The organism is Paenibacillus sp. FSL H7-0357, assembly GCF_000758525.1.
Classification (GTDB): domain Bacteria; phylum Bacillota; class Bacilli; order Paenibacillales; family Paenibacillaceae; genus Paenibacillus_AQ.
Window position 1 is genome coordinate 6,619,182 of record NZ_CP009241.1, and the last position, 14,906, is coordinate 6,634,087.

Consider the following 14,906-nt stretch of genomic DNA (forward strand, 5'->3'; position numbering starts at 1 on the left):
CTGTCGGCTGCATTCCATATAGTGTAGCTGCTTGCAGTAATTTGGAGCGGCAGACGGACTTTTCTGATACCTGCTGATCAATACGCCGCTGTTGGCGTCTGTATGCTGACACTGCATGCTTCTGCTACCGGGCTGTATGCCGCAGCCAACACCTTTCTGAGCCGAAGCTCCAATGCTTCGGCTTCTGCTGTGAATGCAAACCGCCGGTCATTGTGCTGTTGTCCTTTGCGGCACTCGCTGTCCGCCTGCAGGCGGAATTGCTGCAGCAGATCGCGACCCGCAGCCGCACTGGCTGTCCCTCCCGCCCTATCCCCCGCTATCAACCTGCGCTGACTCATGTCGAGCATTCCATCAATCGCTTTTACCCTTTTGGCGGTATTATAGACATCCGCCTTCAAACTTCTGCGTATCCAGTGCAGTGCCTCTCCCGGATTACTCCCGTTCATCGACCTTTCCGCTATTTCCCATTGCACCGCAGCGTCTTCTGGCGCGTAGGCCAAGCTTACGGTCAGCAGATCCATTGCCTCCCGGTCCGGGAGCAGCCTTGATAGACTAACAACTGCCCGGGGCTCACGGGGATTCCATTCCAGCGATTGCCGGAGCAGCGCAATTCTCCCTGCAGGGTCCGGTTCGCGGGCAGCCACCCTATGTAATTCGGCCCCCTTCATTAGCTGAAAGGATAGCAGACTTAGCACCAAGCAAAGGCACCCGGTGCAGACCGCAGCAGTAGCAGCCCTTACCCTTCGCTTCAAAACGAAGTGACGCAACTGTAGGCTGAGCCGCTGAGCTCTGCTCAACAAGCGAGGAAAACGCTTAGTACCGGGACTGTTGGCATGGGCGGCAGCAGGAAGAAAGTCTAGTGCCTGAATGGATGCATCCGGTCCGGCGGTGACCGCAGAGAAAGATGCCCTTGTTCCAGATTCGTATGCCGTTAGGCATTCATTGACTGCGGCATTTGACAGAATGCGGCCTGCCGAAGGGATAACAGCTATTCCTGGAGCAGCCTTGACTGCAGTAGTGCCGGACGAGTTATCTGCCTCCTGCCGGACCTCAGCAAGCGCGAGCGCCGGCAGGAGGAACAGCAGCAGCCAAGTAAGCCCATAACTCCAGTCAAAATCAACCGCCCCATGCAAGGCGATGACCAGCAGTGACGGGAGCAGCCTTGGAGCGGCTGCTCCTACCACCCATCCTGCCGCCAGCAGCAGAAGCAGGACTGCTGCCAGGCCGACAATTCCCAGATTCAGCAGGAAGTCGAGATAACCGCTATGCACCTGGCTGCCTACATAGGGGCGGGACTGGGCGGCGAGGTACGAGTACCGCCAAGTCTCGCCCCCGCGCCCCAGCCAGGGCGCTTCCACCGCGAGCTTCCAGGCATCGCGGTAATAAAGTCCGCGAGCGGCGACCGTCATAGACGGTCCGGTGATCCGCTCGCTTACCTGAACAAGGACGGCGGTGCCCGCCGCCGTCCAGCCTGCCGCCGCCAGCACCAGCATGGCGGCGCGGACTCCTCCCGCCGCGCTGGTGCTGCGGCGGTACAGCCACAGGCCGGCCAGCAGCGCGCCGGCCCAGAGTCCGGCCAGCAGCAGCAGGCCGGGAAAAGGCTCTAGCGCCAGCCCGGCACGGGCCAGCTGGCGGTAGAGCAGCGCCGCGGCAGCCAGAGGCGCGGCGCCGGCGGTAAGCAGCGGCGCGAGGAGCCGCCGCTTCCAGAGCAGGACGGCGGCGCTGGCGCAAGCCGCAGCAAGCCAAGCGCCGCGCGACTCGCTGAGCAGCAGCGCGGCGGCGTACGGAAACAGCGGCAGCATCCGCAGCAGCAGCTTCGCGTTGCTTATTGCAGCAGGCTCACCGTGTTCTTGCTCCGCAAAAGCTACTGTACTCGCCAGCGTCTGCTCACCTTCTTCACGCCACTTCTCCTGCTCCACTTCTCCGTAGGCTCTGCCACGACTGGATCTGGTTCTCCCCTCCTCAGTTTCACATCTCTCCTCCCGCTCCACTTCTGTATAGCTTCTACCAAACCAGCATCTTGTTCTCGCACCCTCCGATACATGCTGTTCCTCCCGCATCTCATCTCCGTAGGCTCTGCCACGACTGGAACTAATTCTCCCATCCTCTGATTCACACCGCGTCTCCCGCTCCCCTTGCGTATTTCCCAAGCCCGCATAGGCTTCCTTATGGAGCACTGGCGCTCCCCTTACGGCAATGCCGTCATCCTGCCCTTGCACTTTCCCGCGCTTCTTGTCCGTTTCCGCTGCATCCCGGCAGACAGCGAGCGCAAACAGACGCTCCAGCAAAAAAACAGCCATTACTGCACCGAAAGCATTAGGATACTCTAGCAATCCCCCCAGTCGGGCACCTGTAGCACTGACCTCGGGTGATGTACTGTAAGCTATAGCAAAAGGAAGATTCAGCCCTCCACAGACGGCTAATAAGGCACTTATACTAATAAGCATACCCAGCAAGCTCCACACTACGCTAAGAAAACGGGCTCCCCAACGATGGCCTGCACAATAATAAGCGCAAAAAGCAAAGCTGGCGTACAGGCCCCAGCGCAGCAGCTCATTCAGATTCCCCTGGGCTGATAAAGATCCGCGGTGCCAGTGAATACCGTAAAGCGCAAGGATGGCAAGCGGACAGATCAACAGCAGCGCTGCTGCACTTCTATTGGCTCTGCTATTCCCGTAAATGCTAAGCAGGCTGGCAGAAGGTCCGCGCAGACCTGCTGCAGCCAGCCATAACCCCAGGAATACAGCACATATGACATACCATACCGTCAGAAACGGATACATTTCCCCGGCAAAGAATAACCCGCGCAGCAACACACCCGCCGTAACAGCAGCCAGCACCAAACCTGCACCAACAAATACCATTGCCGCCACCAAACGCCGCTCAGCCATGCCACTATGCATTTCAACTTCCTCCGTAGAATTCAAGTTCTCTTTAGTCTTTCCAGATTTGTCCTGAACCAAAAGGAAAACACAAAACAGGACGGCTGACTCCACATGGAGACTCACCGTCCTGCTTATTTATCGCGGTTATACCGTTAATGCCGTTATGACGTTAATGGCATTAATCCTGTGATGATGTTAATGCCGTTAATGACCTTCAGAACATATGCGATGTATGTTCAGCAAAAATTCTCCAAATTCATTGGTGATTGTATTTCGTACATTAGTATTTGTAATTGGGCGAACGAAATCAGATTCTATTGCAGTTTCTGCAGTCAAAAGAGCAGAATCTCGCCATATCCCGCAACATTTACCGGATTCCAGTGCAGAAAGTGCAACAGATGGCCATTTCGGGGCAATTTCAGCTCATTCTATTGCAGATTCTGCAATAAAAGCATTACGGTGATACCATTTGGTATCACCGTAATGTATTGATTTCAGACATATGCCATTCGGTCAGCTGCTCAGACTCATCCGATTTGCCTATTGGCAGGCTTCAGCTGAATACAGCTCGTAATGCCCGGTTTATCCCTGCGCAAGAGCTTCCGCAGGCAGCAGGTCGGCGCAGACGCGTTCAAGGTACGGCTTAGCACCCAGGAAATCACGGAATGCGCTGTATTCGCGCCATTTGACGGCATTGTCGCCGCTTGTGCTTTTCACGGCCCGGATCAGGATGTTCTTCGGTGTATGCTCCATGTCGATGAACTCCAGCAGCTGGCTGCGGTAACCCATCAAATCAAGCAGCTTCGCCCGGATGGCGTCAGTGGCGAGTGCAGAGAAACGTTCCTTCAGAATTCCGTGCGAGAGCAGCGGGCTGAGCACCTCGTTCTCCACCTGCCCAAATAGCTCATGCTGGCAGCAAGGCACCGAGAGAATAACCGATGCGCCCCAGCGTACCGCTTTTTCCAGTGCAGCATCCGTTGCCGTATCGCAGGCATGCAGTGTCACAACCATGTCCACCTGGTCCAGCTCGTTGTAATCGGCTATATCACCGACCAGGAAACGCAGTTTATCGTAACCCAGCCTCGACGCCAGCGCTCCGCAATGTTCGATGACATCGGCTTTCAGGTCAAGTCCGACAATATTCAGCTCCCGCCGCTCGCGGACAGCCAAATAATGATACAGCGCAAACGTCAAATAGGATTTGCCGCAGCCAAAATCAACAATCGTCAGCGGCCGGCCGGTTGGTAGATCACCCAGCACATCCTCAACCATCTCCAGGAAGCGGTTGATCTGGCGGAACTTGTCGTATTTTTTGGCCAGTACCTTGCCTTCGCTGTTCATAATTCCAAGCTCCACCAGGAACGGGACTGGCTCTCCCTCGTCCAGCACATAACGTTTGCGGCGGTTGTGGGCCAAGTCTGGCGCCTCCTGCTTGCTGGCCGATTTGGTAAGAATAGAAACCTTGTATTTTTTACTGATCAGCACCTGGTAATCAGCTTCCACAGTGCAGATCAGCGCTTGCCGGAAGGTAGCTCTCAAGAGTGACATCATTTCTTCCGCAGCAGCGTCTGCCGGAATATTGCGGTGTTCCACTTTGGGGCCGATGGTATAAGCAAACTGATAATGCAGCTTGCCTTTTAGCTCAACAGGTTTAATCTGCACCTTGCTGTATGCAACTTCGCCTTTGCTGCGCAGTTGGCTTAAGGTTGCCGTAATCAGGGTACGGCCATTTATCACTTGATCAATCAGAGTTCTCAAAGATTCCACAGGGTACATCTCACTTTCGCAATCAAAATGGAGAGCAGGCTCTCCTGAATATCACTACATTATAGCATGTCCTGCTATACGATATCATAGTAGCTCGCCAACTGCTCCGGCAGGTACATGAAACTGTCCGCTAACCATGGTCACGGCCCGGCCCGATAAAGTCACGAGATCCTGACTCACTTCAAGCTGCAGCATCCCGCCACGCGCTGAAGCCTGATATGCAGTCAATTGTGTGCGGTTTAACCGGCCGGCCCAATAGGGAGCCAGAGCGGTATGCAGCGAGCCGGTAACGGGATCTTCATTGACACCAATGCCCGGGGCAAAAAAACGCGATACAAAATCAATACCATCCGCAGCGCATTCTGCGGTAACCGCGACAGCCCTTGGCTGGAGCTTGGCCACCTGGACAAAATCCGGGCAGAGCCCGCGCACCCTTGTCTCATGATCCAAACGCACCAGCACGTTGTCGGCATACCGCACGGTTTCCAGCACATGTGCCTCCTCAAGCCCCAGCGCTGCCGCCAGCCCGGCTATCGGAGGTGCAGCCGTAATTTCATATGGAGGAAAATAGAGTGAAATCACCTCTTCTGATTTCGTTGCCCGCAGCAACCCGCTGCGTGTGTGGAATCTCGCTTCTTCGTGAGAACCCAGCCGCCCGGTTTCCCACAGGACATGCGCACTTGCCAAAGTGGCATGACCGCACAGCTTCACCTCCACCGCAGGCGTAAACCAGCGCAGACGGTAGCCGTCCTGCTCCGGCCACAGAAAGGCCGTTTCGGACAGATTCATTTCCGCAGCCGTTTTGGCCATGAAGGCCTCATCTGCGGGATTTTCCAGCAGGCAGACGGCTGCAGGGTTTCCCGTGAACACCTTGTCCGCAAAAGCGTCTACAATAAATAGAGGGGTATTCAAGAAGGTTTCATCTCCTTTGCCTCTTCAGCGGTAAGTTTATTCCACTCCTCCTGCCCTTGCCTAACCTCTGCCAGTGGAAGATCACCAAGTTCCAAAGCTTCAGGTGGCAGCAGCAGCAACCGGCTGTACAGCTCTCTTCCCTCAGCTGCAACATCTATTCCCTGTTCCCACAATCTGTAAATACTGTCCTCAGCCTTGCCGTAGCGTTCTATTGATTCCATATAGGGCAGGAGCAGCCGTTCTGTCTTCACCGGAAGAAGATAACCTTCGGTTTCCTGTAAAAGTTCATCTATTTCCTTCGTCATCTGCAGCAGCTCCCGATCAGCACCGTATTGATCGGCGTACAAAAACAGATGCAGCGACCGTATAAACCTGAACAATGCAGCATCCTTATTACCGCCGGCACTGTAGATGCCGCCTTCTTCTTTTAATAACCGCGCCACGCCTTGAAGCTTGTCGGACTCAATTACGCCGCCCAGGCGAAACATATCTATAATATCCTCTACGGACAATGAGTTTAAAAGGCGGGAGTTCAGGCGAAAATGCCGGTTCAGCAGCTCATCCACTTCCCATAATGCCTCTGTGGTCTTCTTCTCCTGCTTCAATGTGAGCACCTTGGCAACCATTGCCGACATATCCTCGATCATCCGGACGATATAATCTCTTCGGAACATCCTGCACACCCCTCTCCAATACTATCCTGCCACGATTCCTCAGCAAACTAAACCAATGATGAACAGTTATTTTAAAACAATCTTAAACCATTCCACCGCTCCGTGCCACCACTCCGTACCATGCCTTGGAATTCCTTGACAAAAAAACAAAGCCTACCCTATAATAACCTCACTGGTCTTATTGATCTGGATTCCAGATCAATCTGAAATACAGAATGAAGAGCATTGAATGAATTGCAGAGAAATTGAGATTGCACGGATAGGAGGAATAGACATGAATGAAGACAATCCCGGGCATAGTCAGCCGGAAACGGAGAACTGCCTGGAACAACCGCCGGTTCGTCAAGACCGGGACAAAGATCAGCAACAACAGCAGCAGGAAGCAGACTCTATCCCACCTCTGCAGGTTACACCAGAGCAGAACAAGCTGCTGGAAAGTGCGCTGCGAATCAAGATTATGCATGCGCTGGCAGATGAACCGCTAACCTCCAAGCAGGTTGCCGAGAAGCTGCACAAGACACCCGGCAATATCCACTATCATATCATCAAGCTATTCGATGGCGGACTGCTGGAGCTTGTCCGTACGGAAACAGCCGGAGGCATTATCCAGAAATTTTACCGCTCCAAAGCTACCTTCTTCCGCTCCGAGAACTTCAGCGGCTTCCAATTCCGCAAAGAGGATACAGTGGAGCATTTCGTTACAAGACTATCCTTGTCACCCAGTGAGCTGAAGGCTTTCCAGCAAGAGATGATGAAGTTCATTTCCAGCTGGGAATCGAAAGTCACCCATGGAGAGGAATACGGTATCGATGTCATTATCGGCCGCCTGCATACAAATTCCCTTATAGAACCGGAGGATGGTCCCTAGATGATCCCTGCTGCTGCACCCGAACATACCAAAAACAATCCGCTGCGCCGATTTGCCGAACCCTTTGCCAAATCACGGACTTTCCCCTTTTTATGGCTTGGAAATTTGATTTCCGTCCTGGGCAGCTCGGTGACCATGGTCATTCTCCCGGTTATGGTCTACTCCCTTACTGGATCAACAACAACCATGGGTTTCGTAATGGCGATTTATATGCTGCCCAATGTGATTATGCTGCCGATTTCCGGGCATATTGTAGACCGCTATGACCGGGTCAGGATTATGATGATTGCCGATATCGCCCGTTTTGGCGTCATGATCATAACAGCCCTGCTGGCTTTGACCGGTCTATTGACTGTTCCGCTGCTCTGTATATTTGTAGGTGCATATGGTCTGTTTGACGGTCTGTTCCGTCCCGCCTACGCTGCCGTCCAGGCCTCGGTGTTCACTCCGGATATCCGGGTTGCCGCCAACTCACTGTCGCAAATGACTATACAGATGGTTCGTTTAATCGGCCCTTCACTCGGAGGACTGCTTATCACTTATCTCTCGGCTGGGGTTGGTTTTGGGCTCGATGCTTTTACTTACCTGTTCTCCCTGATCTGTCTCATCTATTTGCGCAAAGCGCTGAAGCCCGGAACACAGGCTGCAGTGTCCGCAGCCTCGTCACCTCAGGCACTTGAAACCGCCGCAGCTGCGGCAGCCTCTCCTCATAACGACTGGAAAGAGGATTTCAAAGAAGGCATTGCTGTATTGCGCAGTAATCCCTGGTTATGGATCACCATCCTCGCCTTCTGCTTCATCAATATTTGTTACGCCGGCGTCACCAGCATCCTTGTGCCATGGCTTTTCAAAGTTCATCATGGCTGGGAGCCATATGTATACGGGCTTGCCGGTACATTCTCCGGTGTCGGAGCCATTCTGGGCGGACTGATCATCGGCATGAAGCAGAGATGGAACCACCGCGGCATCATCGCCTACGGAGGAGCATTTCTAGGCGGCCTCGCGTTGCTTATCCTGCCGTTTGTTACTAGCCCTGCGGCAGCTATTGCCTTGTTCGCCCTGGAGGGATTCGGCCTCATGGTCTTTATCCTCATCTGGGAGATCAGCCTGCAGGAGCTCGTTCCGCAAGAAGCCTTCGGACGTGTAGCCAGTCTTGATCTATTCGGCTCCTTCGCCTTGCTGCCCGTAGGCTACATCCTTGTAGGCTGGCTCGCCGATCTTATAGGCGGTGTAGCTACGATTGCCATTTTCTCCGGGCTTGGCATGGCCTGTATCGCTCTTGTTCTATGTGTTCCTGCTATCCGTAAGTTCAATTAAACATTTCCAGCGTAAAGAGAATTTTATAAAAAGGCAGCACCGCGTCAATAGACGGGTGCTGCCTTTTTATGTAAGTGAAGTGTTTTCTTCACCCGTTATTTATGATCTCAAGTATCGGTTATTTCTTAACTTGCGCAAGCACGAAGTCTTTAATAATTTCTGATAAACGTTCCGGCGCTTCATACATACTCATGTGGCCTGCTCCGGAAATCGTTGCCTTGGTTACATTCGGCTTATCGGACGTGAAGGTCCGCCCGGCAGGAATCAGACCGTCTTCCGAGCCGGCAACGAGCAACACCGGCAGTGCGGTAGCCGAAATGACATCACGGCGGTCAGGTCGCTCGCGCATGGCCAGTGCGGCACCGGCCGCGCCTTGCGGAGGTGTTCTATAGCCGATTTCCTTCGCCCGCTGCAACAGCTGCGGTGCTGCAGCAGGAGCGAAGAGTCCAGGCACCAGTGCGTCCACAAACGTAGTAATTCCATCGTTCTGGATCGTACTGACACTTTTCAGGCGTTTCTCCTTGGCTTCTTCACTGTCAGGATAACCCGTGGAGTGAATCAGTCCGAATCCCTTCAAACGTGAGGCATGCCGCTGGGCGAAGGACAGCGTTATGTAGCCGCCAAGCGAATGACCCAGCAAGTAACATTCAGGGATTTCCAGCGCATTCAGCAGGGAAAGAACATCATCGGCCATCTGATCGATGCTGTACGCTCCGAGCGGAGCATCCGAAACTCCGTGGCCGCGCAAATCCGGTGCGATCACCCGGTAGCTTCTACTCAGATAAGGGATGACCTGCTCCCAATATCCGGAGCTTCCGCAAAAGCCGTGCAGAAGTACGATAACGTCGCCTTCGCCTTGATCACTGTAACAAATATTGGTTCCATCGCATCGAACATTTTCCATGGGCTGATTCCTTCTTTCTATGTAGTAGCTATACAAGGTATGCGGATGAGTCTGCAATTAAATGGAATGCCATTTGCTTGTCTTAATTATTTAAGCAGAACCGCCCGTCTTGAAACTTGTCTCCTCTATTTCAACCCAAAGCCTTCTGCAGCAGCTGCAGCAATCTCTCCAGCCATAACCATTACCCTGTGCAGCGGCGTCGTCTGCAGGGTCCGGTAAGGGCGGGGCCCGTTAATATCGACAATTGCCGCAAGACTATAATGCCCGACTGCCGGCAGACTCACACCGACCGACTGCGCTGGCCGCAGCGGCTCACTGGCTGCAAAATAACAGCCCAGTGCCGCCGGCGGTCCAAGACAAGCATCAATGGCAATAATTATCTGCCCCGCGGGAATCCCCGATATCCGGTTGACGAGAGTATCCGCATCGCAAGGCGATGGAAGCGTGCCTACAACATTCGGGAAGCCATGCTCCACCAGTCTGCTTCCGGTCAGCGGTCCAAGGGCATCCCCTGTGGAGCGGTCGGTACCGATGCACAAGAATGTGACCTGCTCTGCCGAGTGATGTTCGGCAATGCTTTGGAAGAAGGTAACCAGCCCGGCCGCATCTTTTTTAACCCGTTTTCTGCTCTCCTGCTCCCTGATCGCCAATTCCTGACTCCCTCCTGTCTATATAAGTTGAACTTTAGAATTACCGAGCCGGCATAGAACGCAACTACGGTGAATGTTTGGACTTCCGGCCGCTGTTGTCCACAGATTTCTTGATTTATACCGCTATTTGCGGTTGAAATCCGTAGACTGCTTATGCTTTCGAAGAGAGCTTTCCTACGGAAAGCTTTCAGGCGGTCGCTATCGCTCCTACAGTTCCAAACTTCCCCTCCGCTGCTTTTGCCTCTAGGTAGTTCTTTAGTTCATCTTATATAGAAACCTTCGTTTATTTCTTTTAATTTAACATGATTTAGATGAAGCCAACAAAAAAATGGTGTTTCCTTCCCCAATCATGATAGAATATTTGAATCCAAACACAGAGAGGACTGTTTAACCCCATGGATTTATCGCAGCCCAGCCAGGAAAATGTGGAATATATGATCGAGGGCATCAAGAGCAAGCTGAAGATGGCCAGCGCCGCAGCCATGCAGGCTTCTGCTTTCTCAGTGAACAACTATGAGGATATTCTTGATATTTATGAAGTTGCCATGAGCAGCGACCGGCTCAGCATCTCGCAGGTGGAGGCGCTTGTCTCCGAGCTTGGACGTTTGCGTAAGAAATAGAAACAAGTGGAAACGGCTTCGCCGTCCTCAAAAGGGCGGTATCCGTTTCAGCGAGAAATAGAAGGATAATTTATAGCGCGAAGCATATAAATTCTTATATTTTTCAAATAACCTGTCATGCACAGGAGCTCCTTGCCTACGATTCCATCCGCGCGGATGGCCGTCAGGCAAGGAGCTCCTTTAGGATTTATTATGCTTACAAGTACAATGCAACGGGCAAGATTTAACGCTTACGGCAAATCAATCAGTATAAGTTCCGCTTCGCCCTCACTGCCAATGCTTTTGATCGTCAAGTCACAACCCTTGCGGATACGTGCGGCATCGCCTGGTTTCAGCTGAAAAGTGCCATCTGAGCAAGAAATCTCTACATCCCCGGAAATAAGGAAGATGTGCGTCCGCCTGTCTTCTTTTTGTGCATAATGAAGCTCCCTGTTCGTGTCCAGCACCGATAGATAGACAGTTGCATCCTCGCCCACCTTCAATGTACCTTCCTCACCACTCCCCGAAACGACCGGTAGCAGCGTGTTGCTCTTGAACTCACGCGGGAAAAACTTTGCATCCCATTTCGGCGCAAGCCCCGGTGTGCTAGGAAGCAGCCAGATTTGCAGAAACCGCACATTGTCGCTCTCCGAAGGATTGGTCTCCGAATGATTAACCCCGGTTCCCGCACTCATGACCTGAACCGTGCCTGCCTGAATATCCGCGTGATTGCCGAGGTCATCCTGATGCTTCAGTACCCCGGAAACGACATAGGTGATAATCTCCAGATCATGATGCGGATGCTCATGCATCCCTTGTCCCGGTTTCAGCTCATTGTCATTGTGTGCGAGCAGCGCACCAAAGTGCGCATTGCTGGGATCATCATAATCGGCAAAGGAAAAACTGAACTCACTGTGAATCCATTCTCTATTCGAAGTATGTCTTTCTGCTGACGTAACTACTTTTATCATAACCATGCACCTCCAAAGATGTTGGAACCTTCTCCGTGCTTAACGGGTCGAAACCGCTCTTCGATTTAAATTGTTATAGGCGCTTTAATTAAGTATTTCTTACCCTGTTCCTTTCCCGGTCAATCATTAATGATTACTCCAAAAGAAACAGGACTATAGGAAAGAACACACAATTTACTATCAAGTGTGAACTTTCGTATTTCCGCATGAGGATATTTGTAAAGCTCCATATTTCGTTGTTTTTAATAGGAAAATCTTCCTTTGTTCACGTATCCTGCTCTAGTCTCTCCCATTCTTCTCCATGCTTGTCTGCTGTTTCAGCCTATACGCCAACGTTTATATACGAAGTAAGATACTTCAGGCTATCCTGAATTCGAATGACGGCAGCCGCCTAATTTCGGAATACCATAATCTAATGAGGAGTGATTAGTCATGAATAAAGCAGAAACGGAACATCCGGTAGAAAGCGGAAGCACTTTTTTCAAAGGAATCTTTATTGGTGGTTTGCTCGGCGCTGCCGCTGCGCTGTTGTTCGCCCCTAAGCCCGGCCGTGAAATGCGCAGTGACTTGTCTGATAAGCTTACGCTGGCTACAGACAAAACCAAAGAGGTTGCAGGTGTCGTAACGGACAAGACCAAAACAATTGCGACTACGGTTGGGGAAAAAGCGACCGATCTCGCAAGCACTGTATCGGCCAAAGCCTCCGACATCTTCACTACCGTAAGCGACAGCAAACAGCAAATTGCTGCCACCTTGGCGGAAACAGGCAAAAAACTGGGCGATTCCATCAGTGAAGTCTCCGAAAATGTTGCTTCTGACGTAAAAGATGCGTCTAAAGAGGTAGCTGAGGAAGCTAAGAATGTAGCCGATGAGGCCAAAGCATCCTCTAAAGAGGTAGCTGAGGAAGCCAAGGATGCCAAAGAGGAAGTAAAAGCGTCTTACAAGTCTTCTTACTAAACTACGGTGATTCAAGGCTTGATCTAAATTTGAGAACAGCCAGCTCACCGCAGCTGGCTGTTGTTATGAGGAATGCAGCTTCTTCTTCGAAAGAAGCTGCATTTTTATCAAAGCCCTTATACGGCTAAAGAAAGCAGGGACGCCTTATGGGAGATGCAGGCAGCAAGACCAAAACCTACGAAGTCGAAGAGCATCCCTTTGAATTGCGGCATGAAGTCAAACGGCTGAACGCAAGGCTCGACAAAATTGCCGATTCACTGGAAAAATCCGAATTCAAGGATATCCTTGAGAATTATACGGATCCCAAAAAGCGGATTATTACGAATCTTATGGCCGGGATATCCCGGGGTCTCGGGCTTTCACTCGGTACATTCGTAATCCTCGGCTTACTGGGTTACATTCTCAGCCTGTTTCTTGATGTACCCGTTATCGGTGAATATCTTGGAGAAATCAAAAAGTATATTGATGCCAACAGTTGATGCCAATAGCTGATAACATCGTTATCCACCCCGCTAAGCAGTTTGTTCAGCAGACTGCTTAGCGGGGTGGATGTGTATGTCCGCTTCAGGCTGAATACAAACAAGCAGAGACGGCTTCGCCGTCCTCAAAAGGACGGTATCCGTTTCTGCGAGAAATAGAAGGATAATTTATAGCGTGAAGATATAAATTCTATATTTTAAAAAAGACATACCCTTCCCCGGCGGGGATAAGGCATGCCCTAATCTTGGGGACTAGCGATAAGAATCAATAGGTGGAGTTCGCCATGATCTGTTTCAGCTTCTCGGTGGCCCGCTTCTGGATCCGTGAGACGCTCATTTGTGATACGCCGAGCTTCTGCGCGATGGCACGCTGCGACTGGCCATCCTGGAACGCCAGCAGCAGCACCTGCTGCTCTTGCTCCTTAAGCTGGCCCAGCGCCTGCTGGAGATCCATACGTTTCTCCACAGTCTCGTAATCGTTGGCTTCGGAGCTGATCAGCTCACCGAGCGTAGCGCCCGTCTCCTCTTGCGAGAGGGGCGAATCCAGCGATACGTAATGATAACATTCCCTGCCGGCCAGTACTTCCACAGTTTCTTCCACAGTAAGATCAAGATAATGGGCGATCTCTTCCACAGCAGGAGAACGTTCCAGCCTGATGGTAAGTTCATCAATGGCCTGCTGCACAAGGGCGCCTTTCTCTTTAATCCGTCTTGGGACCTGTATGTACCAGGATTTATCCCGCAGGAAATTTTTCATATGCCCGATCATGCTCTTCATCGCATACGGCTCAAACGGAATGCCCAAGCTGATATCGTATTGCTGCAGCAGCCGGATAAGCGCCATCTGCCCAACCTGATACAGATCTTCATAAAGATCCGGACGGTTGCGGGCAATTTTCCCGGCAGCCATCTTCACCATCGGCTCATATTTCTTGATCAGCACGGTGGCAATTTCATTATCCTTGGTCTGCTGATATTCCCAGATCAAACTTACTGCTTCGTTCATGGACTCTGGGGGAGTCACTTTATCACTCATACTTTCTCCTCGCTGAAATTAAGCCGCTTAGTCAGGGTAACGACTGTCCCTCTCCCTGCTTCACTCACGACGCTTACGTCATCCATGAGCGCTTGCATTAAATAAAATCCCAGTCCGCCAACCTGAACGTCACTCAGCTCTTTATCATGCAGCGTAATGCGTCCGTCGGGCGAATCCAATCCGTCAAAGCTCTCCCCTTCATCTTTGACGGTGATGGACAAGGCACTTGTTCCTACTTCAAAGATTACATCGACCAAACCATCTTCTTGGCCGTACGCATATAAAACAGAGTTATTACAGGCTTCCGAAACCGCTACCTTCATATCCTCAATATCTTCATAGGTAAAACCCATTTTTGAGGCAATACCATATAAATTCAGTCTAACGATATCGACATATTCTGCACTCGCAGGTAACTGAAGAACTACTTTTTGCACGTCATCACTCATCCTTAGTTCGATCCTTTCCTAGTGGGAATTCTCTTGGGGGGCAAAAAACTTAGAAATACCGGTCATATCAAACAGCTTCTGGATTTGCGGCGGAACTTCTTCAACGGTAAACTTAACGTCCATCCCGTGTCTTGCTTTGAGGATCGAGAGCAGGATTCCAATACCGGTGCTGTCAATATATCTCAAGTCTTTCAGATTAATAACGAGGTCAAGCCCCGTATCTCCCACAAGCGGCTCCATGACCAAACGGAAATCGGGAGCAACAGACAAATCTAGTTCTCCAATCAGGGAAACCGTACAAACGCTGCCTTCAGTTTCGGTTTTTGCATGGAACTTTTCGCTTTTATGTGTATTCATAGACAACTCTCCTGATTAAATGTTTTCTTTACCAATAACCCTAAAGACCTAGGTTTGAAACAAAATAACTAATTCTGCATC

Annotated in this window: 15 protein-coding genes; 5 read left to right on the top strand and 10 right to left on the bottom strand. The window is 51.5% G+C overall.

The window, feature by feature from the left end; translation table 11 throughout:
• Positions 1-77: 77 nt before the first annotated feature.
• From H70357_RS34640 to H70357_RS29275, 4 genes are all read right to left on the bottom strand, one after another.
• Positions 78-2,903, bottom strand: coding sequence for an O-antigen ligase family protein (locus tag H70357_RS34640; RefSeq protein WP_052092319.1), 2,826 nt, complete (start codon positions 2,901-2,903; stop codon positions 78-80).
• 564 nt (positions 2,904-3,467) lie between these two features.
• Entirely contained in the window at positions 3,468-4,661 is a 1,194-nt protein-coding gene (locus tag H70357_RS29265) for a class I SAM-dependent methyltransferase (protein ID WP_038596561.1), read from the bottom strand.
• 75 nt (positions 4,662-4,736) lie between these two features.
• Positions 4,737-5,564, bottom strand: coding sequence for a PhzF family phenazine biosynthesis protein (locus H70357_RS29270; protein ID WP_038596563.1), 828 nt, complete (start codon positions 5,562-5,564; stop codon positions 4,737-4,739).
• On the bottom strand, positions 5,561-6,238 hold the full coding sequence (locus H70357_RS29275; RefSeq protein WP_038596565.1) for a DUF6483 family protein: 678 nt from the start codon (positions 6,236-6,238) through the stop codon (positions 5,561-5,563). The genes H70357_RS29270 and H70357_RS29275 overlap by 4 nt, the downstream gene beginning before the upstream one ends.
• 274 nt (positions 6,239-6,512) lie before the next feature.
• Here H70357_RS29275 and H70357_RS29280 point away from each other — a divergent pair, with 274 nt between their 5' ends.
• Together H70357_RS29280 and H70357_RS29285 are read left to right on the top strand one after the other, a co-directional pair.
• Complete coding sequence (locus H70357_RS29280) at positions 6,513-7,106, top strand: helix-turn-helix domain-containing protein (RefSeq protein WP_052092320.1); 594 nt, start codon at positions 6,513-6,515, stop codon at positions 7,104-7,106.
• Complete coding sequence (locus tag H70357_RS29285) at positions 7,107-8,423, top strand: MFS transporter (protein WP_038596567.1); 1,317 nt, start codon at positions 7,107-7,109, stop codon at positions 8,421-8,423.
• Between the two features lie 118 nt (positions 8,424-8,541).
• Here H70357_RS29285 and H70357_RS29290 read toward each other — a convergent pair whose 3' ends face one another.
• On the bottom strand, positions 8,542-9,327 hold the full coding sequence (locus H70357_RS29290; RefSeq protein ID WP_038596569.1) for an alpha/beta fold hydrolase: 786 nt from the start codon (positions 9,325-9,327) through the stop codon (positions 8,542-8,544).
• Positions 9,328-9,452: 125 nt separating this feature from the next.
• Entirely contained in the window at positions 9,453-9,977 is a 525-nt protein-coding gene (yyaC, locus tag H70357_RS29295) for a spore protease YyaC (RefSeq protein WP_038596571.1), read from the bottom strand.
• A 395-nt stretch (positions 9,978-10,372) separates the two neighbouring features.
• On the opposite strand from yyaC, the gene H70357_RS29300 reads away from it, so the two are divergent.
• Positions 10,373-10,597 (top strand): DUF1128 domain-containing protein, encoded by a 225-nt coding sequence (locus H70357_RS29300; protein ID WP_038596573.1) that lies wholly within the window; start codon positions 10,373-10,375, stop codon positions 10,595-10,597.
• Positions 10,598-10,827: 230 nt separating this feature from the next.
• Here the strand turns inward: H70357_RS29300 and H70357_RS29305 are convergent, their stop codons facing one another.
• On the bottom strand, positions 10,828-11,547 hold the full coding sequence (locus H70357_RS29305) for a pirin family protein (RefSeq protein WP_038596575.1): 720 nt from the start codon (positions 11,545-11,547) through the stop codon (positions 10,828-10,830).
• A 432-nt stretch (positions 11,548-11,979) separates the two neighbouring features.
• On the opposite strand from H70357_RS29305, the gene H70357_RS29310 reads away from it, so the two are divergent.
• On the top strand, positions 11,980-12,504 hold the full coding sequence (locus H70357_RS29310; protein WP_038596577.1) for a YtxH domain-containing protein: 525 nt from the start codon (positions 11,980-11,982) through the stop codon (positions 12,502-12,504).
• A 146-nt stretch (positions 12,505-12,650) separates the two neighbouring features.
• Positions 12,651-12,983 carry a DUF5665 domain-containing protein gene (locus tag H70357_RS29315; RefSeq protein ID WP_038596579.1) on the top strand — a complete coding sequence of 111 codons (333 nt, stop codon included), beginning with the start codon at positions 12,651-12,653 and terminating at the stop codon, positions 12,981-12,983.
• A 265-nt stretch (positions 12,984-13,248) separates the two neighbouring features.
• Here H70357_RS29315 and H70357_RS29320 read toward each other — a convergent pair whose 3' ends face one another.
• Genes H70357_RS29320 through H70357_RS29330 form a run of 3 tightly spaced genes read right to left on the bottom strand, consistent with a single transcriptional unit; the run spans position 13,249 to position 14,825 of the window.
• Positions 13,249-14,019, bottom strand: a complete 771-nt coding sequence (locus H70357_RS29320) for a sigma-70 family RNA polymerase sigma factor (protein WP_038596581.1) — start codon at positions 14,017-14,019, stop codon at positions 13,249-13,251.
• Positions 14,016-14,468, bottom strand: coding sequence for an anti-sigma B factor RsbW (gene rsbW, locus H70357_RS29325; RefSeq protein ID WP_038596583.1), 453 nt, complete (start codon positions 14,466-14,468; stop codon positions 14,016-14,018). Before rsbW ends, H70357_RS29320 begins: the two co-directional genes overlap by 4 nt.
• A gap of 18 nt (positions 14,469-14,486) precedes the next feature.
• Entirely contained in the window at positions 14,487-14,825 is a 339-nt protein-coding gene (locus tag H70357_RS29330; protein ID WP_038596585.1) for an STAS domain-containing protein, read from the bottom strand.
• Between the last annotated feature and the right edge of the window lie 81 nt (positions 14,826-14,906).